The 21,722-nt window shown below is 34.4% G+C and carries 24 protein-coding genes; 15 read left to right on the top strand and 9 right to left on the bottom strand.

The genetic code is table 11. The features are described 5' to 3' along the window. Positions 1–7 precede the first annotated feature (7 nt). Positions 8–1,261 (top strand): amidohydrolase family protein, encoded by a 1,254-nt coding sequence (locus KO527_RS04405; RefSeq protein WP_216039148.1) that lies wholly within the window; start codon positions 8–10, stop codon positions 1,259–1,261. A 77-nt stretch (positions 1,262–1,338) separates the two neighbouring features. Here the strand turns inward: KO527_RS04405 and KO527_RS04400 are convergent, their stop codons facing one another. The 4 genes from KO527_RS04400 to KO527_RS04385 all read right to left on the bottom strand — a co-directional run bounded on the left by KO527_RS04400 (position 1,339) and on the right by KO527_RS04385 (position 3,863). Next, entirely contained in the window at positions 1,339–1,785 is a 447-nt protein-coding gene (locus KO527_RS04400) for a DUF3010 family protein (protein WP_216039147.1), read from the bottom strand. 63 nt (positions 1,786–1,848) lie between these two features. Continuing rightward, positions 1,849–2,868, bottom strand: coding sequence for an endonuclease/exonuclease/phosphatase family protein (locus KO527_RS04395; protein ID WP_216039146.1), 1,020 nt, complete (start codon positions 2,866–2,868; stop codon positions 1,849–1,851). Between the two features lie 129 nt (positions 2,869–2,997). Then, the gene (locus KO527_RS04390; RefSeq protein ID WP_216039145.1) at positions 2,998–3,267 is read right to left on the bottom strand and encodes a superinfection immunity protein; all 270 of its coding nucleotides are present in this window, start codon (positions 3,265–3,267) and stop codon (positions 2,998–3,000) included. 188 nt (positions 3,268–3,455) lie between these two features. Next, a complete protein-coding gene (locus KO527_RS04385) occupies positions 3,456–3,863 on the bottom strand; it encodes a DUF2750 domain-containing protein (RefSeq protein ID WP_216039144.1) in 408 nt (135 codons plus the stop codon). 171 nt (positions 3,864–4,034) lie between these two features. On the opposite strand from KO527_RS04385, the gene KO527_RS04380 reads away from it, so the two are divergent. From KO527_RS04380 to rplT, 5 genes are all read left to right on the top strand, one after another. After that, on the top strand, positions 4,035–4,295 hold the full coding sequence (locus KO527_RS04380) for a DUF5062 family protein (RefSeq protein ID WP_216039143.1): 261 nt from the start codon (positions 4,035–4,037) through the stop codon (positions 4,293–4,295). A 215-nt stretch (positions 4,296–4,510) separates the two neighbouring features. Beyond that, positions 4,511–6,421 (top strand): threonine--tRNA ligase, encoded by a 1,911-nt coding sequence (gene thrS / locus KO527_RS04375; protein WP_216039142.1) that lies wholly within the window; start codon positions 4,511–4,513, stop codon positions 6,419–6,421. Positions 6,422–6,486: 65 nt separating this feature from the next. Further along, complete coding sequence (infC, locus tag KO527_RS04370; RefSeq protein WP_082305722.1) at positions 6,487–7,047, top strand: translation initiation factor IF-3; 561 nt, start codon at positions 6,487–6,489, stop codon at positions 7,045–7,047. Positions 7,048–7,274: 227 nt separating this feature from the next. After that, complete coding sequence (gene rpmI, locus KO527_RS04365) at positions 7,275–7,475, top strand: 50S ribosomal protein L35 (RefSeq protein WP_042144088.1); 201 nt, start codon at positions 7,275–7,277, stop codon at positions 7,473–7,475. Positions 7,476–7,490: 15 nt separating this feature from the next. Next, positions 7,491–7,850: a 50S ribosomal protein L20 gene (gene rplT, locus KO527_RS04360; RefSeq protein WP_042144090.1), complete on the top strand. Its 360-nt coding sequence runs from the start codon at positions 7,491–7,493 to the stop codon at positions 7,848–7,850. Positions 7,851–7,969: 119 nt separating this feature from the next. Here the strand turns inward: rplT and KO527_RS04355 are convergent, their stop codons facing one another. Beyond that, positions 7,970–8,797: an SDR family oxidoreductase gene (locus KO527_RS04355; RefSeq protein ID WP_216039141.1), complete on the bottom strand. Its 828-nt coding sequence runs from the start codon at positions 8,795–8,797 to the stop codon at positions 7,970–7,972. Positions 8,798–8,923: 126 nt separating this feature from the next. Here KO527_RS04355 and KO527_RS04350 point away from each other — a divergent pair, with 126 nt between their 5' ends. The 3 genes from KO527_RS04350 (at position 8,924) to KO527_RS04340 (ending at position 12,035) form a co-directional block, all read left to right on the top strand. Beyond that, a complete protein-coding gene (locus tag KO527_RS04350) occupies positions 8,924–9,649 on the top strand; it encodes a transporter substrate-binding domain-containing protein (protein ID WP_216039140.1) in 726 nt (241 codons plus the stop codon). Positions 9,650–9,652: 3 nt separating this feature from the next. Further along, complete coding sequence (locus KO527_RS04345; protein ID WP_216039139.1) at positions 9,653–11,458, top strand: M14 family metallopeptidase; 1,806 nt, start codon at positions 9,653–9,655, stop codon at positions 11,456–11,458. A 118-nt stretch (positions 11,459–11,576) separates the two neighbouring features. Beyond that, entirely contained in the window at positions 11,577–12,035 is a 459-nt protein-coding gene (locus KO527_RS04340) for an Lrp/AsnC family transcriptional regulator (protein ID WP_042144098.1), read from the top strand. A 48-nt stretch (positions 12,036–12,083) separates the two neighbouring features. On the opposite strand, the gene KO527_RS04335 is transcribed toward KO527_RS04340, so the two are convergent. Continuing rightward, positions 12,084–12,650, bottom strand: coding sequence for a peroxiredoxin family protein (locus tag KO527_RS04335; protein ID WP_252733396.1), 567 nt, complete (start codon positions 12,648–12,650; stop codon positions 12,084–12,086). Positions 12,651–12,994: 344 nt separating this feature from the next. Further along, positions 12,995–13,288, bottom strand: a complete 294-nt coding sequence (locus KO527_RS04330; protein WP_216039138.1) for a hypothetical protein — start codon at positions 13,286–13,288, stop codon at positions 12,995–12,997. 357 nt (positions 13,289–13,645) lie between these two features. Between KO527_RS04330 and KO527_RS04325 the strand changes: the two genes are divergently transcribed. From KO527_RS04325 to KO527_RS04300, 6 genes are all read left to right on the top strand, one after another. Then, positions 13,646–15,202 (top strand): SulP family inorganic anion transporter, encoded by a 1,557-nt coding sequence (locus KO527_RS04325; RefSeq protein WP_216039137.1) that lies wholly within the window; start codon positions 13,646–13,648, stop codon positions 15,200–15,202. Between the two features lie 240 nt (positions 15,203–15,442). Further along, positions 15,443–16,531: a histidine kinase gene (locus KO527_RS04320; RefSeq protein ID WP_216039136.1), complete on the top strand. Its 1,089-nt coding sequence runs from the start codon at positions 15,443–15,445 to the stop codon at positions 16,529–16,531. Beyond that, the gene (locus KO527_RS04315) at positions 16,524–17,348 is read left to right on the top strand and encodes a LytTR family DNA-binding domain-containing protein (RefSeq protein WP_216039135.1); all 825 of its coding nucleotides are present in this window, start codon (positions 16,524–16,526) and stop codon (positions 17,346–17,348) included. The genes KO527_RS04320 and KO527_RS04315 overlap by 8 nt, the downstream gene beginning before the upstream one ends. 76 nt (positions 17,349–17,424) lie before the next feature. Continuing rightward, a complete protein-coding gene (zapE, locus tag KO527_RS04310) occupies positions 17,425–18,534 on the top strand; it encodes a cell division protein ZapE (protein WP_216039134.1) in 1,110 nt (369 codons plus the stop codon). A gap of 102 nt (positions 18,535–18,636) precedes the next feature. Next, complete coding sequence (locus KO527_RS04305; protein WP_252733394.1) at positions 18,637–18,882, top strand: hypothetical protein; 246 nt, start codon at positions 18,637–18,639, stop codon at positions 18,880–18,882. Positions 18,883–19,217: 335 nt separating this feature from the next. Further along, positions 19,218–19,661, top strand: a complete 444-nt coding sequence (locus tag KO527_RS04300) for a YaiI/YqxD family protein (protein ID WP_042144108.1) — start codon at positions 19,218–19,220, stop codon at positions 19,659–19,661. 5 nt (positions 19,662–19,666) lie between these two features. On the opposite strand, the gene ltaE is transcribed toward KO527_RS04300, so the two are convergent. Continuing rightward, entirely contained in the window at positions 19,667–20,680 is a 1,014-nt protein-coding gene (ltaE, locus tag KO527_RS04295; protein WP_216039133.1) for a low-specificity L-threonine aldolase, read from the bottom strand. A 2-nt stretch (positions 20,681–20,682) separates the two neighbouring features. Further along, a complete protein-coding gene (locus KO527_RS04290; protein WP_042144440.1) occupies positions 20,683–21,393 on the bottom strand; it encodes a FadR/GntR family transcriptional regulator in 711 nt (236 codons plus the stop codon). Between the last annotated feature and the right edge of the window lie 329 nt (positions 21,394–21,722).

Below are 21,722 nucleotides of genomic sequence, written 5' to 3'. Positions count from 1 at the left end.
GAATATAATGAAAAGATTTAATAAATCAGTACTTAAAAAATCACTTCTAGCGATTGCGTTAACAAGTTGTTCTTCTGCGTGGGCTGCGTCAACTGCAATTACCAATGCAACAATTTATACAGCAACAGAGCAGGGCGTTTTAGAGAACGCTACGGTTGTTTTTGAAGGCGGTAAAATTACCGCTATCAACCCAAACACTGTAAACGCTGATAACCGTATTGATGCAAAAGGTAAAATTTTAACACCAGGTTTTATTGGTTCTATGAATCAATTAGGTTTAGTTGAAGTTGGTGCTGTTTCTCGGTCTCGTGATGCAGGCCACAAAAAAGCAGATATTACTTTTGATCCTAGTCTTGCATTTAATCCAAAATCATCACTTATACCATATGCGCGTAAAGGTGGTATCACCCGAGATGTAATCGTACCAAGTGGTGGTGATAGCATTTTTGCAGGTCTTGCTTCTGTTGTTGATTTGAGCGGTGAATTTAATAGTGTTCAAACAAGCAAAGTGGCTGTTCTAGTTAACTTAGGCTCTGAAAGTAAAGGCTCTCGTGCGCATACTTTGACGCAACTAATAGATAAACTTGAAGGTCAGAAAAAGAAATTAGTAAAAGCAAAGTCGGCTAAAAAAGCAGATAAAAAAGATCCATCTAAAGAAGAAAAGATATTAACTGCCTTATTAAAAGGTGAAAAACCGTTAATTATACGTGCTTCACGTGCGCAAGAGTTATTACAGCTTATTAAGCTTAAAAAGCAATTCTCTTTAAACTTAATCATTGCTGATGCTGGCGATGCGGTAGCTGTTAAAGCGCAACTTGCACAAGCGAAAGTACCTGTAATCATTAGTGCTATGGATAACTTGCCTGGAAGTTTTGATTCTTTAAATGCATCACTTGAAAATGCGGGCATTTTAGAAAAAGCAGGCGTGACAGTTGGTTTAACCATTTCTGGTGATAGCAGCCATAACTTATATCAACTTCGTTTTGATGCAGGTAATGCAGTATCAAATGGTATGAGTAAATCAGGTGCTGTTAAAGCGGTATCTGCAAATATCGCGAATATGTTTGGCATTAATGCAGGTGAAATTGCAGTTGGTAAAGCCGCTGATTTATCTTTATGGAGTGCAGATCCATTTGAGTTAAGTTCAAATGTACAAACACTTTGGATTGGTGGTGAAGAAGTGACTACTGATTCGCGCCAAGATAAACTTCGTGAACGTTATATGAAAAAGTCAGATATGCCAAAAGCATACTCTAAATAATTTCATTTAGACATAAAAAAGCAGTGATTTAAATCACTGCTTTTTTTGTTTTAAAACTAACGATATTTAAAAAAAATTTATGCTTCGTCTTTGTGGTAAGTTTTAATTGTTAAGTCAATATATGCACTAATGAAAGCAGGTTCTTGGAATTTTTTCAAACCCGTTTCTTCAAATTCGATAGGCATAGGATTACGCTTAAGTTGTTCTTTGATTTCAGTTGGGTTTAAAAGGTTTACTTCTAAATCTTGGATCAGCTGGATTGCAGTTTCTAGTTTAAAACCAACAGCACCGCCTGCAAATTTACCCTTATGTGGTCTTTGTTTAATAGCAACGGTATCAACTTGATAATCATGCATTAATTTTGCGAAATCAAACTGAAATTTGCGTACTTCTTCAGTATCATTTGCATTGCTTAATACAAAGCGTGTTTGGCGTACATCTCTGATATCAAAAACGTCATTATCTTTACTTAATAAACATAAAAGGACTTCACTTCCTTTTATTTCAACACCGCATGTTCTCATTGTCGACCCTAATTAATAAATTTCGAGCGCTATTATAAGCTAAAATTATCTGGTCGCACAGTTTTAGCCATCATTTACTGAAAATTGAATATAAATAAATGCATGATCGCTATTTGTTTTATGTTTATCTAGAGGTGTCGTTTGAATGTGTTGATTTAACGTGTGATAACTTAATTCATTGATTTTACAATCTTTAATAGCAGGGTTAAATTCATTTGATACTAAGATATAATCTAATACTTTGCCATTGCCTTCATAAAATAACGTAAAAGGTTTTTCTGATGTATCAGGGTTACTTGAAATATTAAACGCATCATTGAAATTTAAATGTGTTGTTTTAGGGTTGTCTTCAGAACTATCAAAAATAACAGATAAGGCGCTGGTATGAAGCTCATCATTAAAGTCACCTAAGATAATACTTGGTAAGGGGTTATTAGCTTGCTCATGAAGCGCATCATGAAAAATTAACATGCCTTCTAAGCACCTTTGCTCTTGTGATACAAAGCGGCCAACAGTATCAGTTAGGGCTTCGCCGTAAAAATTATTTTCAGGTATTTTGTTATTTGCGAAATCAGTTAAATTAGTAGCACGTTTGGATTTTAAATGTAAAACATAGATGCGAATACAACCCAAGTTAGGCAGCTTTATCAACGCCTTGATTGGTTTACGACTAAAAGAAAAGTCTTCAGGTAAACCTAAATGTTTTAATAACGTAATATCTGGTGAAACAGCCTCAACTTGGATAATGGGATACTTAGATGCCAATGCAACAACAGGTGCGATATAAGTAAACTCACAATTTTTTGCTTTTGTAGCATCATCTACTTTACAAATATGCTGATAACCTAATGAGGCAGTAAACTCAGTTAATGCATCGAAACTAAAAACTTCCTGAAATGCGATAACATCAGCAGATATATGTAATAACTGTGCTTTTAACCAAGCATTTTTAGTTTGCCATTGAGTGGCTGAGTAGTTTTCATCTAACTGATAATAACTATAAGGAGGGCACGCATAGTTAAGTAAGTTAAGCGTTGCAATTTTAAATTGCTTTAATGGATCAGCTTGTTTTTGCGTTGGCATTTGATTCCAATATAGCTTGGTTTTATTCAAGTATGGGACTAAATGATAGCTTGTCAAAAAATGTTCTATTATAGCAATGAAATAATCAAGCTTAATTAACCCATAAATACATTAATTAAGCTATAAAACTTAGGCTTGTTTTGTTTCGTTATTTTTTAGTTTTAATTTTTTTAGCAGCTTATCTGATGCATTACCCGTAATAGAAAAAATAATGAGCGCAAACCAAATTAACATTGAAAATCCAGCAGGAACATTAGCTATCGCAATTATTTTAAGATTTTGCTTATTGAAGAAATAAGCCAAAATTGTTGGAATAAAATATATGATCAAAAATAACGGTATAAATGTCGCGTATTGAATAAAAGTTAAGTTTTGCAATGTTGTTAGAAATTGTTCCATTTTGAATATCCCCTTAATTGAAGTGGACAAATAATAGATGCATTCTTAATTTTCAAAGTAATAATGTGTTGAACGGTGAAATAAAATGATCAAAGGTGGCAGGATTTATTAAAAATAAGCATTACTTATCTTAAACCTATGGCATTTGACTACCATAGGTTAAGTAATAAGCGATATATGATCTGAAATTAACGTCTTTGATGTTGTTTGTTTTTTTTGTTTTGTGATTTAAGTTCAAAGTCTAATTCGTCAGGAAATACAACTAAGCCGTCTTCTTCGATGTTTGGAAATACAACAATCGCTAAATCATCATCTTCTAAACCATGAGTCCAACGTGCATGCCATGTTTTTAAATCAATTTCTTTTGCTTTACACTCATCCCAATCGCCTGTTGCCCATGCTTGTGCAAATGCTTGATTTGGCCATACTGGTACACAGTCTTCATCGTCAGTATTTAACATCACACAGCCATGTTCATCAGTTAAAATCCAAATAGATTGGTTTTTAACGACTTCTTTGATCAGATATTTATAACGTTTCTCAATATCATATTGACTGATAGTGGTAATCATTTCAGGTGTTAAAGCTGTGCTCATAGGGGATCCGTGGTTAACTTTATAAAAACGTTGCAATGATAACACGATATATAGGGGTTTCAGGCAGTTTTTTTAACTTGAATGAGTATAAGTATTTACATAGATAATGACATTGAATAAGCTTGAGTCGAAATTAATATTTCCAATCATAATCGACGTAAAGGAATTAAAATGAAAAAGCTTAAAAATGAAACAGCTCTGTTAAAACAAGCGATTATTATTGGTGAAGTATATGCAAATAATCGTGGGTATAAAAAGTTCTCAGGTACTAATTCAGCTAAAGAAAAAATTGAAAGCCTATATCGCTTATTAGTGAGTGATAAGTTAATACAGCCGCTTAAAGAAGAAGATGAAAATCAACTTAATATGAAGCATAGACTTGCAGTTTGGATATCTAAACAGCTGCCTAAAGATCATGAACTATTAAAATAGCGTCAGATAAGCAAGGTAAACTATTGTATTTTTGTCTCAGGTTTAAGACAATACGACTCCTGTGAATTTCACAGGCAAATAATAAATAACATAACATTACTTTAATAATGATCTTCATCGTAAGAAAGTTTCACTATTTGAGTTATAAAACCTATTAAAAGTAAAAATTACATGTGACGCATTGTAGGTGTCACCACTGTAATAAAGGATATAAAATGCCAGTAATTACACTTCCAGATGGTAGTCAAAGAGCTTTTGAAAACCCAGTTTCAGTTTTAGATGTTGCAAATGATATAGGTCCAGGCCTAGCTAAAGCAACCATCGCAGGTCGTATTGATGGCGAGCGTGTTGACGCTTGTGAAGTTATGACCCAAGATAGCCGTTTGGAAATTATCACCGCTAAAGATGATGATGGTTTAGAAATTATTCGTCACTCATGTGCGCATTTACTTGGACATGCTATTAAGCAAATGTTCCCAGATGTAAAAATGGCGATTGGTCCAACTATTGATAATGGTTTTTACTACGATATCGATCTTGAGCATTCAATTACACAAGACGATTTAGATGAATTACAAAAACGCATGACTAAGCTTGCTAAAACGGGCTACCAAGTAGTTAAGAAAACAGGCACTTGGCAAGATGCGTATGATGCATTTTCAGAGCGTGGCGAAAGTTATAAACTTGAGATCTTAGATGAGAATATCTCTAAAGAAGATACGCCAGCACTTTATCATCATGAAGAATATATCGATATGTGTCGTGGTCCTCACGTACCAAACATGAAATTCTGTCAGCACTTTAAAATAATGAAAGTTGCAGGCGCATATTGGCGTGGCGATTCAGATAACAAAATGCTACAACGTGTTTACGGCACAGCATGGGCTGATAAAAAACAATTAAAAGCATATATCCAGCGTTTAGAAGAAGCTGAAAAGCGTGATCACCGTAAAATTGGTAAAGCACTTGATTTATGGCATTGGCAAGAAGAAGCGCCGGGCATGGTATTTTGGCATAACGATGGTTGGAATCTTTACTTAGAGCTTGAAAACTTTGTTCGAGAAAAACTACGTCATTATGATTACGAAGAAGTAAAAGGTCCATTAATGATGGATCGCTCTCTTTGGGAAAAATCAGGTCACTGGGATAAATACTCAGATGCAATGTTTACAACGACATCTGAAAAACGCGAATATGCGATTAAACCTATGAACTGCCCAGGTCATGTTCAGATATTTAACCAAGGTTTAAAATCTTACCGTGATTTACCATTACGTATGGCTGAGTTTGGTTGTTGTCACCGTAATGAACCATCAGGTGCATTACATGGCTTAATGCGCGTACGTGGTTTTACACAAGATGATGCACATATCTTCTGTACTGAAGATCAAGTAATGGACGAAGTATCTGCATGTATTAAAATGGTTTACGATACATACGAAACTTTTGGTTTTGATAACATAGTTGTTAAATTATCAACTCGTCCTGAAAAGCGTATAGGTGATGATGAAACTTGGGATAAATCTGAAAAAGCTCTTGCTGATGCGTTAAAAGCTAATGATATTGAATTTGAATACCTACCAGGTGAAGGCGCTTTCTACGGCCCTAAAATTGAATTCACATTATATGACTGTTTAGGTCGTGCTTGGCAATGTGGTACAGTGCAATTAGATTTTGCATTACCAGGTCGTTTAGGCGCAACTTACGTAGATGAAAATAATGAACGCCAAACACCAGTAATGATCCACAGAGCAATTTTAGGTTCATTAGAGCGTTTTATCGGTATTTTAACGGAAGAGTATTCTGGTAAATTCCCAACTTGGTTAGCACCAAAACAAGTTGTTGTTATGAATATAACCGATAAACAAGCCGATTTTGTACAAGAAACAGTAAATAAATTGAATAAAATGGGCTTTAGAGCAAAATCGGACTTGAGAAATGAGAAGATAGGCTTTAAAATCCGCGAGCACACTTTAAAACGTATTCCTTACCTGCTTGTTGTTGGTAACAAAGAAGTAGAAGAAAACGAAGTTGCTGTAAGAACTCGTTCAGGTGAAGACTTAGGTAAATTTAAAGTTGACGAATTTATTAATAAATTAAGCGAAGAAGTTAAAAATCGCGCTTAATGCAGTATAATTAAAAAAGTGATGCGGTATCAAAAATAAACATACCGCATTTATTTATATATTTTTTGGAGGAAGGTCCCATTAGAGGCGGCAAAAAAAATCAACAAGCAGCTCAAAAGCATAAGCTAAACGATGATATCACAGCTAGAGAAGTTCGATTAATCGGTTTAGATAACGAGAAAATTGGCATTGTAACGCTTGCAGAAGCATTTGCAAAAGCAGATGAAAGCGGCGTTGATTTAGTTGAAATTAGCCCTAATGCCGAACCACCAGTATGTAGGGTGATGGATTACGGCAAATTCTTGTTCGAAGAGAGCAAAGCTCAAAAAGAACAAAAGAAAAAGCAAAAACAAGTCCAAATAAAAGAAATCAAATTCCGTCCAGGTACTGACGAAGGCGATTACCAGATAAAACTACGTAACTTAACTAAGTTCCTAGAAGCTGGTGATAAAGCTAAAATTACAATTCGTTTCCGTGGACGTGAAATGGCTCACCAAGACATTGGTATCACTTTATTAAATCGTATTAAAGACGATTTACAAGAGATAGCACAAGTTGAATCATTCCCAAGACGTGCCGAAGGCCGTCAAATGGTTATGATGATGTCTCCAGTAGCTAAAAAGTAATTTTAAATGCGCAAGCATTTAAACCTAAATTTAAATTAGGTATACAAGTTAAGGTACATTTTTAATGTACCTTCACCTGATTTAACCGGCCAATAAAAGTAATATTGTATCTAGCTTGCTAGATAAATATTCGCCGGAATTCGTAGTAAGTTTGGCCATACAAGTGATGATCTTTGCATTATCCGCCTGCTTACTTTATATAACGCAATACATTTGGAGTTATTGCAATGGGCTATAAGCTTAAAAGCCACAGTGGCGCTGCTAAGCGTTTTAAAAAGACTGCTTCTGGCGGTTTTAAACGTAAACAATCGCATCTTCGTCATATTTTGACTAAGAAATCTTCTAAGCGTAAGGCTCACTTACGTCCTAAGACAATGGTTCATAAAAATGACCATGGTCTTGTTTCACGTATGTTACCATTCGCTTAATAGAGGTTTTTTAAAATGGCAAGAGTTAAACGCGGTGTTATCGCACGTCAACGTCACAAAAAAGTATTAAAACAAGCTAAAGGTTATTACGGAGCACGTTCACGTGTTTACCGCGTAGCTTTTCAGGCAGTAACTAAAGCGGGTCAATACGCTTACCGCGATCGTCGCGCTAAGAAACGTACTTTCCGTCGTCTTTGGATTGCACGTATCAATGCTGCTGCACGTCAAAATGGTCTTTCTTACAGCCGTTTCATCAACGGTCTTAAGAAAACTTCTGTAGAAATCGATCGTAAGATCCTTGCAGATATCGCTGTTTATGACCAAGTTGCTTTCACTGCTTTAGTAAATAAAGCAAAAGAAGGTTTAGCTGCTTAATCTTTTTTGATTAAAAGCTGTTAAAAGGGAGCCTTGGCTCCCTTTTTGTTTTTTATAATTTGATAGCACCTAGCACCTAGCACCTAGCACCTAGCACCTAGCACCTAGCACCTAGCACCTTATTTACTCTTATATAACAATTTATCTAGCATGTTGGTTGAAATGAATCGTTTTAAATAACCAAATAAATATGTTGGGAATGTCACATAATATCTGGGTTTTGCCTTTTTACGCTCAATTGCATGATATAAACATTTGTAAACCGCTTCAGGTTCTAAGGTAAAAGCACTGGTCTTAGTCTGTTTTTCTAATCTTTGTTGCTGTAATAAATAATTGTCTCTGTGATAGCTATTGGCTACGTCTATATGTTCATTGAATGCTTTTAACGCATTGACTCTAAATTGAGATTTTATTGGGCCAGGCTCTATTAAACTAATTTGTATATTAGTTTCTTTCAGCTCCATTCTTAATGTATCGGTTAAGCCTTCTAATGCGAATTTACTGGCATTATAAGCGCCGCGATAGGGCAGAGCGATTAAACCTAATACGGATGAGTTTTGAATAATGCGACCAGAGTTTGATTGCCTCATATGTTTAAGCGCTAATAATGTTAATTCGTGCCAGCCAAATAAGTTTGTTTCAAACTGTTGCCTTAGTACATCAGTTGGTAAGTCCTCAACAGCACCAGGTTGTCCGTATGCACCGTTGTTAAATAATATGTCTAGTTTACCGTTAAGCAGGCTTAAAGCATGTTTGAAACCTTGATTGATACTCTCACTATTGGCCAAATCTAATTGGATACAGGTTAAACCTAGGCTTTTTAACTTATCAACATCACTTTGTTTTCTGCAGCTAGCAATTACATTATAGCCTTGCTCATGGAGTTTTTGAGCACAATATAGACCAATACCCGAAGAGCAGCCTGTAATTAAAATAGATTTTTTCATATGAGCCTTATATTAAAATCAAAATACATCTTTAAACATGAACGAGTATACTCAAAATAAAAAACAAATTCGTATTCATTCTTAATTTGGGTATAGTGAGTTTATTCAGAGCATTAGGTTGTTTATATGTTTAAAAATTTATTATATATTTTTTTACTTTCATCTTTGTCTATTTCAATGAAAGTGCATGCTAAAGATAAGATTACTTTAAGTGTTGATAATTATCCGCCTTATATAGATGGGCGCAAAAATAACAAAGGAAAATTAGCTAAAATAGTCACTGATATATTTAAGATGCAAGGGTATCAAGTAAAGTATCAATTTATGAGTTGGCCAGAGACTGAGCTTGCTATCACGCAAGGTAATAGTTTTTCATTTATGTGGTATAAAACAGAGCAACGGACAAAGAACTGGATATTTTCCGATCCCATTACCTCACTCAATACCAGTTTCTTGTATCGTAAAAATACAAAACTTAAACTAGAGCGTATAGATCAACTTCGTCGCTATTCAATTGGTATAACAAAAGGGTACAGCTACGGCGACTATTTTGATGATTACAAATCGCAATTAAAATTAGTTTCGAGTATTTCTGATTATGAAGGGATAAAAAAACTATTAGCGGGAGAAACTGATCTCTTATTAATTGAGCCACTAGTCGCGAAAAGTTTGCTTGAAGACTGGTTTTCTGATGAAGTTGATAATACAAAATTAAGTTATGTTAATTATTTATCGAATCAACCAATCTATTTGGTTTGTAGTCAACAATATGTATCTTGTGGCCATTTAATGCAAAAATTCAATTTTGCGTTGAGAGAATTAAAAGCCAGTAATACATTAATTATAGAGTAGTTTATGTTTTCGTCTTTATTAAAAACACCTTCAGTTGTATTTACTACCTGTGCACTCGTTTCGTCATTTTCGGCTATCAGTGCTGTTTCAACTGATGCACATTTACCGCCCCTTATAAAATGGCAAGGCCAAAGCGAAAGACTGATGACAACAAGCGGTGATCTTTTAACAGATTTTGAAAAATCTTTAGGTAAAGTGTCACCTAATTATCAACAAACGATGGTTTATCTAGATAAGCTGGCATTAAGTAACAAAAAACAGTTTTCAATTACAACAATTGGTTTGAGCTCTCAAAACCGCGACATTAAAATGTTGATAGCAAGTGAAAATGGTGATCTTGATAATGATAAACCAACAGTACTATTACAGGCAGGTATTCATTCAGGTGAAATAGACGGTAAAGACGCAAGTTTTATGCTGCTTAGAGATATCAGTGAAGGCAAAAGACATGATATATTAAAGCGCGTTAATATCTTATTTATACCAATATTAAATGTTGATGGTCATGAGCGTAGTAGTCGGTTTAACCGTATAAACCAAAGAGGCCCAGTTGAAATGGGCTTTAGAACAAATAGCAAAAATCTTAATTTAAATCGTGATTACACTAAGTTAGATACACCAGGTGTTAGAGCACTTGTAGAGGTAGTAAATAAATATAATCCAGATTTATATATCGATATTCATGTGACTGACGGTGCAGATTATCAATACGATATTACCTATGGCTATATGCCAACTTTCGCTAGCGAATCACCGCTTATTTCAAAAGTGTTAGAAGAAAAATTCAAACCTCTATTAGATAACAAACTTGCTAAATCAGGTCATATTCCAGGCCCGTTAGTGTTTGTAATGAACAAACGCGATTTTAAACAAGGTTTAGCGGGTTGGGTTGCAACACCAAGGTATTCAAACGGTTGGGGCGACTTAAGAAACTTACCGAGTATTCTTGTTGAAAATCACTCTTTAAAGCCATACAAACAACGTGTTTTAGGCACATATGTATTTATTGATGGCATTATTGATGCCTTATCAAAATATGATACTGAGCTCGCAAGTGCAGTAAAACATGAACAAACACATTTACCTGAACAACTTGTGGTACAAAGAGGTTATAGCAAACAAGCCGATTTAATGTCATTTAAAGGTATAAAATATGAAACTTTTCATAGTGACTTAAGTGATCATCAAGAAGTCAAATATATCGGCGAAAAAATTCACTACGATAATTTACCTATATACTGGCAAAAAGAAGTAAAAGCTCAGGTTAAAGTACCAAAGGCATATTACATTCCGTCACAGTACAAAAATATAGTGACTAAACTGCAACTTCAGGGTATTGAAGTAACACAAGTTAACGCTAAACTTGAAGGTTTAAAACAAGCAAGTGTAACAGAGTTTGAATTTGATAAATTGCCATTTGAAGGCAGAATGCGTGTATCTGCCAGTTTTGAATATAAAAAATTGCCGAAAACTCATTTAGATAATTGGTATAAAGTTGAAACAGCACAAACCTTAGGTAAATTAGCTGTACACTTATTACAACCTGAAGCGTCTGACTCATTTTTTCAGTGGGGAGATTTTAATACTATATTTCAACGCACTGAATATGTTGAAAATTATGCTTTAGTACCTTTTGCTAATGATATGCTGGAAACTAACCCTGAGATAGCTAAAGCGTTTAAGCATAAATTAGCAACAGATAGCGACTTTAATAAAAATGAAAAAGCACGACTTAATTGGCTTTACCAACAAACGCCTTTTTACGATAAAAGTTATTTAAAATATCCTGTTTTAATACAAAGTAATTAACTGAAATTAATTTAATCAATATTTTTCTTTATACTGAGGTTAATCTGTTTCAGATACTGGTATAAAGAGAAAATTTATGTATAATTTCACCTATTAAAAGAGAAAAAAAGAAAAAATCATGTCATTAAATCAAGTGGATCGCCAAATCCTTTCTTTGTTACAACAAGATGCAAGCTTATCTACAGCTGAAATTGCCGACAAAGTAGGTTTATCACAATCACCCTGTTGGCGCCGTATTTCAAGGTTAGAGCAAGAAGGTTTTATTAACGGCAAAGTAGCATTGCTAGACCCTAAAATGCTTGGTTTTGATATGTTAGTGTATGCCCATGTGCGTTTGTCAGATCATAGTAGTGATAAACTCGCAGAATTCGAACGCTTGATCATGAGCTACGAGCAAGTAACAGAATGTTACTCTATGGCAGGGACAATGGATTTTATGCTGAGAATAATCTCTAAAGGCATAGAAGGCTATGAGCATTTTGTTCGTGATAATTTATTATGCTTAGACTATGTGCAAGAAGTGCATTCAAATGTCACTATGACATGCGTAAAACGTACTACTTCATTACCACTGTAAATACAGATTATAAAACAAGCGCTATCAGCGCTTGTTGTTTTTATAGCATTATAACGCCTTTAAACTGTTATATAATTTAGTAAATTTAACCCGCTTTTTATAACCTTCAAAAAAATGTTTATGCGTCACTTTGCCCTGATTATCGATTACAACAACACCAGGATATGGAATACCGTAATGTGAGCTTCCGGCCTGATATTGCTTATTTAAAATATCGTAATTTTTCATGGTTTTAGCATCAATATCTGATAATAGAGGGTAAATAATCTTATGTTCTTTTGAGAAAGTATTAAGCACTCCTGCATTATCGTAAGAAATTGCGGCTAATCCATAGCCTAGACTTTTAAGGTTATTAGCTTGCTCATTAAATTCTATTAAATGTTTTTGACAAAATGGACACCAATCTGCTGAACGAAAAAATAGGATTATAAGCCCGTTTTCACCAGTTAAAGATTTAGTTGAAACGTGTTGCCCTTTTTCATCTAAAGCGACTAGTAATGGTGCTTTTAAACCAATGTCTGGACCTATATCAATTGATTCAGCAAAGCTTAAATGCGTAAAAACAACTAAGCTAAGCAAAATGAGCTTTGATGCCATTGTTTGTAAAAGTGTCATATAAGATGATCCTGTATTCATTGTTTATTGAGCAAGTTGCTCATTCAGTGGGAAAAGACCTTGCTAGGCGGCAATAAATTTCAGTGAGGTTAAAAAATATAGGAATAGGCACTGACTTCGTGATTTTCTCGTATTAACATTTTTATATTTTTGAAGATGCTGATTTGATTTTGTTATTCGGGGTGAATCGTTGTTCGATTAATTTTAAGCTTTACTATCTAGTTTGTGAAGGAGATACAAATAGCAAAAGATGCAGTTGCTATTGTAATTCTTGGGTTCAACAATTAAGTGCGATTAATTGTTGAATCCAAGAGTGGTATGTGTAGATGTTTTTGTATTTAAATTTAATGTTTATTTCTACGTAATTTCAATAACCACGAAGAGTGGTTTTTTTCAGCATCGTGGAATACAGCCATTGTGAAAAAAAACATCAAAAGTAAAATAATATGTGCGGCAACACTTATGCCAAAATATATGATGCTGCCGATGTATAACGCAAATGAAAAACTCCACAAAGATGCTAAAATTGTCATGATGTAAAAACGACTCACAGGATCTGGAATATGTCTAAGTGGGTTTCTATTTGAGTTAAATATATATTTGTAATAATCATAAATCGAAAGTGCTAATTTTTTCATGATGTGCGCTCTTATAAAAAAATAACTTCAAATTACAGTACGGTTTTAAACCTTGTTTAGATCTTTAAATTGGTCATTTAATCTTAATTAATACTTAAATCTTTGAGGTTTCAGTAATTATATTTTTAAAAACTTATCTGTGATTTTTCAGGAAACATCATATAGTAATAATATTTAATTAAAATATTTTGTGAGTCTAAGTTAACAACTACCTTAATTTATAAATCATACTAAAATAAAGCAGCATAGGTGACTAATTCTATGTACTAAATAATAAATCAATTGTGAAAAGCACGTTAACTTGCTAAAATTCGCGCCCTTTTTTGTAATAAATTATTAATGTCTTTGGGGACTTAAATGTTTAATTTGCTGTCAAAAGCTCCAAAATCAGCTAAAAACGATATTTTATCGGGTTTAACTGTTGCACTTGCATTGGTTCCAGAGGCTGTTGCCTTTGCCTTTGTTGCAGGTGTTGAACCTCTTGTAGGTCTATACGCTGCGTTTATCGTAGGTTTAATTGCTGCTATTGTTGGTGGCCGCCCAGGTATGATTTCAGGTGCAACAGGCGCACTTGCAGTAGTGATGGTGAGCTTAGTTGCTGTACATGGTGTTGAATATCTATTTGCGACCGTATTGCTCATGGGTTTATTACAAATTCTGGCAGGTATATTTAAACTCGGTAAGTTTATTCGCATGGTACCGCATCCAGTAATGCTCGGTTTTGTAAATGGTCTTGCGATTGTAATCTTTTTAGCGCAGTTAGGTCAGTTTAAAGTCATGGATGAAGCAGGCACATTACAGTGGATGCAAGGTGAAGCTTTATACTTGATGTTAGGCTTAATTGCATTAACGATGGCAATTATTCATTTCTTACCAAAATTAACGACAGCAATTCCATCAACACTTGTTGCCATTGTAGTGGTAACAGGCTTAGTGTTTGGTTTAGACCTTGAATCTCGTACTGTACTTGATTTCTTAAAAGACATGACTGGTGATATGAATGCGACAATCGCTGGTGGTTTACCAACATTCCATATTCCAGTAGTACCATTCACACTTGAAACTTTATATATCATTTTACCTTATGCATTAATTTTAGCTGCAATTGGTTTAATTGAATCATTATTAACGCTTACTTTAATTGATGAAATTACACAAACACGTGGTAATGGCAACAGAGAATGTATTGGCCAAGGCGCTGCAAATGTAACATGTGGTATGTTTGGTGCGATGGGTGGTTGTGCCATGATTGGACAATCTATGATCAACATTAATTCAGGTGGACGTAGCCGTTTATCGGGTATTAGTGCTGCAATAATCTTACTTGCGTTTATTCTTGTTGGTTCTAGCCTAATTGAAATGATCCCATTAGCTGCGTTAGTGGGTGTAATGTTTATGGTTGTATTAGGCACATTTGAATGGTCAAGTCTCCGTATCATGAAAAAAGTACCAAAGTCAGATGCTTTCGTAATTATTCTAGTGTCAGCAGTAACTGTTGCAACTGATTTAGCCATTGCAGTATGTGTGGGTGTGATTGTATCTGCATTAGTATTTGCTTGGGAACACGCTAAGCACATTTACACAAATTCATATATAGATGAGAATGGTTCTAAAGTTTATGAATTACATGGTCCTATCTTTTTTGGTTCAGTAAATAACTTTTTAGAGCTTTTTGATGTTAAAAATGATCCAAAAGATATCATCATTGAATTCAAATATAGCCGTGTAACAGATCACAGCGCGATTGAAGCAATTGATACTTTAGTTGAACGCTATGCTGCAACAGGTAAAACTTTGCATTTACGCCACTTAAGTGAAGATTGTAAAGAGCTTCTAACAAAAGCGGCAGACTTAGTTGAAGTGAATGTAATTGAAGATCCTAAATATAAAGTTGCAGATAACCGTTTAGGCTAATCTCTTTGCTGCACATATATTTTTGAAAGCCACTATGTGGCGTAATAATAAAGGTATGAGGTTTAAAACTTCATACCTTTTTTTATATTTAATTTAAAGCATATCTTGAGTTCGTCTTACTTTTCCACCAAGAAGTGGCTTGGGGAATGCGATTAATCGTAATAAAATCAGGATAGCTGACAGTGTTTTTTGGATTGCAGAATTTATAATAAAGACAAATGGAATAATAAAATTAAGATTTTGAACTGGCAGCAATTAGTCGATAACCGACAACGATTTTTTTGGGTTTTACAAGTATCTGGTTGGATAGGATATGCCCTATTAAATTACATAGGCTCAAAAGTATTTGAGATGCGCGATATTTATATCTTTGTCATCATATTAAATGCTTATGCGGGCTGTCTGATGACGATTCCTCTTAGATATTTATATCGAAAAGTATGGAATGCCGGCCCTTGGGTATTGATAACAGTCGTATTCACCTCTTCATATATTACTGGCACGCTATGGTCGGTTCTGCAAAAATTCAATCTGTGGGAAATATATAGACATGGCTTTAGGCCTGATGAATGGTTTTATTATTTTCAACAAGGTTTAGACTCTGTATACATCATTCTATGTTGGAGTGGTTTATATTTTGGTATTAAGTACTATCAACTATTGCAAAGTGAAAGACAAAAATCACTTAAAGCATTAAATATGGCGCATGAAGCACAATTAAAGATGCTGCGTTACCAACTAAATCCTCATTTTTTATTTAATACATTAAATGCCATTTCGACTTTAATTTTGATTGAAGAAAACAAAAATGCCAATCAAATGGTATCAAAATTAAGTGACTTTTTAAGATACACTTTAAATACCGATCCGATTAAAAAAGTACCGCTAGAAAAAGAGCTGTATGCACTGAAACTCTATTTGGAAATAGAAGAAGTTAGATTTGAAGATCGGCTTACCGTTAATGTTGAAATAAGTGATACAGCAAAAGAAGCATTAGTGCCAAGTATGATTTTGCAACCCATTATTGAGAACTCAATTAAATACGCCATTGCAAACACCATAAGCGGTGGCACGATAGAAATTAAAGCCCAAATTTTTGCAAATGAACTATTGTTAGAAGTTGTAGATAATGGTCCAGGTGCAGAAATAGAAGACGGACAATTGGCTAAAATATCAGGAGTAGGGATAGCAAATACAAAAGATCGACTAAAGACTCTTTACGAGAACAACTATTCGTTTGTATTATCTAATAATGAACCTTCAGGTTTAAAAGTTAATATCCGTATTCCGTATGAAAGAATTTCTAAAAAGGCAATGCCAAATGAATAGTATCAAAACAATAATTGTTGATGATGAGCCACTTGCACGTAAAGGTTTGGCAGTAAGACTAAAAGATTTTAGCGAAATCGATATCATACAGTTATGTAAAAATGGCGACGAAGCAATTGAAGCTTGCCAATCACAGCAAGTTGATTTGATTTTTTTAGATATTCAAATGCCCGGGAAAAATGGCTTTGAGGTAGTTAAAGCGTTAGTTGAATTCTCATCAAATATGCCAGCAATTGTTTTTGTGACGGCATTTGATCAGTATGCAGTAAATGCATTTGAAAACCATGCTTTAGATTACTTATTAAAACCCGTGGATGATAACAGACTAAAACAGGCGGTAGATAAGGTGCAAAGTTTTTTTAAAACTCAGCAAGATAATGTTCATAAAAATAAATTAGCAAATTTTGTTGCAGGGCTAACTGGTAATAATTATGAAGAGATCTTAGAAAAACTAGCAACTGGAGCAAAAATTGAAGAAAAGCGCTTCCCAGAATCAATTGCTGTAAAAGAGCAAGGTGAAATAGTACGAGTACCCACTGGCACCATACAATGGGTTGATGCTGCAGGTGATTATATGTGTTTACATACCAATGATGGTAAAACGCATATCTTACGTAAAACGATGAAAGAACTTGAAGCTGAGCTAGATCCTAAGCTATTCGTACGTGTGCACAGAAGCGCAATCGTTAATACTAAGCAAATTAGCAAACTAGTGACCCAAGTCAGCGGAGAGTACCAGCTAGTATTAGATAATGGTCAAGAACTAAAGGTAAGTCGAAGCTATCGAGATAAAGTAAAAGCGGCTTTAGCGAGCTAGTTAAAGACAATAAAGTTTTAGCTTTATTAATAAGGGTGATAATATCACCCTTTTTTATTATCTATTAAAAAATACTATGCGTTTGTCTCCCCAGCAACAATATCAAGAACAATTAAAACAGCCAAACTATGTAATAGATGAACAACAGAGTCTTGCTGTTACAAAGTTAAACTTGTTATATCAAGAATTAAATAATCCTCACATACAACAGCCACAAGGTATTTATATTTGGGGTGATGTTGGTCGAGGTAAAACATTTTTAATGGATATGTTTTTTAATAGTTTAGAAAATGAAAAAAAGTTACGTCTGCATTTTCATCATTTTATGGCCAAAATTCATAAAGCCTTATTTCAACAATCCGGCTATAAAAACCCGTTAAAACGCATTGCGCGTGATATTGCTAAAGAATGTCGCGTTATATGTTTTGATGAGTTTTTTGTATCGGATATTGGCGATGCAATGATTTTGGGTCGTTTGTTTGAAGCGCTATTTGAGCAAGGCGTCACTTTAGTTGCTACTTCAAATATTCCTATTAATAAACTCTATGAAAATGGCCTGCAGCGTGAGCAGTTTTTACCAACAATCGCCTTATTAAATAAATATACGTCAGAGCTTCATTTAAATGGTAAACAAGATCATAGACTAAGGCATTTGGAATTTTCACAAACATATTTTTTAAATCATGATGACTTTAAAAATATGTATTATCAGATCATAGACAAAAATGAAGAATTAGAGAATATAGTAAAGATATTAGGGCGTGAAATTAAAGCCGAGTCACATTCAGGCAATACAGCTTGGTTTACTTTTGATGCGTTATGTAATGGACCCCGTTCGCAATTAGACTATATAGAACTAGCATCTAAATATAAAAATATATTTTTAAGTGAAGTGCCTTTACTTGGAGGTCAATGTAGAAGTTGGATCAAAGCCAGAGGCACCGAAGATGGTGCTATAGCCACTGTAACAGGTGAGCGACAATTAAGTTATGCAACACAAGATGACGCAGCTAGGCGCTTTATAAGCCTTGTAGATGAGCTTTACGACCAAAACTCTAACCTTTACATTGCCGCTGAAGTACCTCTTGATGATTTATATGGGGGTGGGGCGCTTGATTTTGAGTTTAAGCGTACTTTTAGTCGATTAGCTGAAATGCAATCTGTTGAATATTTAGAACAGAAGTGAAAACTGTAAAAAATTAATTCTCTACTATACTGAAAAACATTATCAAAATCAGAACGCTAAATAAAAGTGTTCAGGATATTAAGTTAACAGAGGAATTGATTCATGGTATCAATAAATAAACTTTCAGTTTTAATTATCGCAATTGCAACATTAACTGCTTGCAGTAAGGCTGATCCCGTACCTGTGAGTGAGTGTAAAAAAGTAGTTAGTCATGCTAAAAAAGTGCTCGGTGAGCAAGCACTAAGTAGCAGTAAAATGCTTAAACAATGTAAAGCGGCATCAGATGAAGCCAGAGGCTGTGTTTTAGCTGCTGATAAACCCATGAAAATTTTAAAATGTGACTTTTAAAGAAAAAAACCTGCCCCGCAGATTTTTTAAGGCCACTTCGTAGCTGCAATTTATACTTTCAAATAGGTGGGGCATATTCAAACCCACCTAACGATATTAATCTCCTTACTTATAAAGGATTTATCTTCGCTACAGTACTCTGCATGGTAAAGCATATTTTTAGTGATATAATCCCAGTTCCGGGTCAAGGTAAACCTGAAACATCGTCATTCCCGTAGTGTTTTTATCTGGAATCTATTTTAAATTGCACTTAAAAGCATAAACTGAAGATGATTCTCTGGGTAAAGTTCTTCGAGATAACAAAGAAATATTCAAATAAAAAGTAGAGTAAACACATGAAAATTTGGGTTGATGCAGATGCATGCCCTGTGGTTATTAAAGATATATTATTTAGAGCCGCAGATAGGAAACAAATACAAGTCACTTTAGTTGCAAATCAATATATTAAAACACCCCCATCTCGTTTTATTAATCAAATTCAAGTTTCTTCTGGTTTTGATGTTGCTGATGATGAAATCGTTAAAAGAATGCAAGCCAATGATCTCGTGATAACAGGTGATATTCCATTAGCAGCTGAAGTTATCGAAAAAGAGGGCATTGCACTTAATCCAAGAGGCGAGCTTTATACCACCGAGAATATTAAACAGCGATTAAACATTCGTGATTTTATGGATACTATGCGTTCAAGTGGTATACAAACTGGTGGTCAAGCACCACTTAGTCAAACAGACAGACAAAACTTTGCCAATAACTTAGATAGAATATTGGCAAAGGCTTAATTTAATTAATTCTCTAACAATGTTTTTAATTCTTTAACAAAAATATCTATATCTTGTTTAGTGATATCTAAGTGCGTCACAAGGCGCACTGGATTACCTGTACTAATTAAAATATTCTTTTCTTTAAGTGTTTGTACAATATTGTTGATAGCTTCTGGTTTATCTAGTTTAAAAAAAGCCATATTGGTTTGCACATGTTTTGTATTAACATTTATCCCATCAATATCTGCTAAAGAATGAGCTAAATACAACGCATTAGCATGATCTTGTTTTAACTTTTCGACATTTTGTGTCAAAGCGACTTTAGCCGCAGCAGCTAAAATACCGGCTTGGCGCATGCCACCACCGAGCACTTTTCTCCATCTTCTGGCTTTTGATATGAGTTCTTTTGAACCTAATAATAATGAACCAATTGGCGCACCTAAACCTTTAGATAAACAAATTGTCATTGAATCAAAATGTTTCGATATTTCAGTAATATCCACATCAAGCGCGACCTTAGCGTTGTAAACTCTCGCACCATCTAGATGTAATTGCAATTGATGTTTAGTGGTAAACTCACGTGCTTGTTCAAGATAACTAAGCGGAAGTACTTTACCATTAATGGTATTTTCTAAGCTCAGAAGCTTAGTTCTGGCAAAATGGGGATCTAACGGTTTAATATAACTTTCAAGCTTTTTAAAGCATAATGTACCATCGTTTTCATTTTCAACGGGTTGTGGTTGAATTGAACCTAAAACTGCAGCACCACCCCCTTCGAATTTATAATTATGGGCTTGTTGACCACATAAGTATTCATCACCTCGCTCACAATGTGACATTAAAGCGAGTAAATTTGCTTGTGTGCCTGAACTACAAAAAATAGCCGATTCAAATCCATGGTTTGCAGCTGTCCATCGCTCTAATGCATTAACAGTCGGATCATCGCCATAAACATCATCACCCACTTGGGCATCAAACATAGCTTGCTTCATGGAAGTACAAGGGCGAGTAACTGTGTCAGAGCGAAAATCTATCATGATTAATCCTTTAATAGTGCAATTTTTTCATTAATGAGTCTGATGGTTTCTTTTTGTGTTTTCATCGCACAGTCAAAAGCGGCTTGTGCATCTTTATTTTTAATATGGTTTAGAATATCAGCATGGGTTTGATACTCATCTTCAGTGACCGCTCTTAAACGTTGTGTAAAACGAATATTGATTTTAAGTGCAATTTCGATGAAATGTGTTAGCTGACTAAAAAATGGATTATTACTGGCAACTAATACACTTTTATGAAAATCAATATCTGCTTCGTGGGTATCATCATACCCTTCATGTGCTTGTTTCATTCTTTTTAAAGCGTTTTCAATCAGTATGATATCGTCAGAAGTTGCATGTTCAGCAGCTAAAAATGCGGCTTCTGGCTCGATTGCTAAACGTAATTGCTGAAAATGTCTCAGCATATATAAATCAGGTTTACCAAGTAAAATCCACTGTAGAATATCAGCATCAAATAGATTCCACTGTTTTATATCCAGTACAGTAATACCTTTTCTGGGTCTAGAGCTAATCAAACCTTTAGCTGTAAGCATTTTAACCGCTTCACGTGTTGCAGTTCTGCTTATATCAAATTCTACACTCAGTTCAGCTTCAGATGGAAAACTACCTCCCACGCTATATTTACCTTGAAGAATTGATTTACCTAATTCTTGTACTAATTGTTGCGTTAAATTGCGATGAGGCTGCTGCATTTTATTATGATTATCTCGGAACAAATTAATAAATGATGATCGAGTTTACCATAAAAAATACTCACTAACGGAGAGTAAAACGTATATTTTTACAGAAGCGTCTTTAATACCTTGAATATATCATTTTCCATCAAACCATATTTAACCATAACAGAAACAACTATATAGAAAACCAACCAAAACATCCTCAATTACATTGGATGACAAATATCTCTATCTAAATAATATTTTGTATATTATATTTACAATCAAGTCATATTTATACTATAAATAGGACTTAGCTGATTTATAGGTTAAAAATAAATGGTCAAAAGAACCATAAATTCAAT

Source organism: Pseudoalteromonas sp. C2R02 (genome assembly GCF_018860845.1).
Taxonomy (GTDB): domain Bacteria; phylum Pseudomonadota; class Gammaproteobacteria; order Enterobacterales; family Alteromonadaceae; genus Pseudoalteromonas.
Note: the sequence above shows the minus strand (reverse complement) of the source record. Positions and strands in the feature narration are given on the sequence as shown.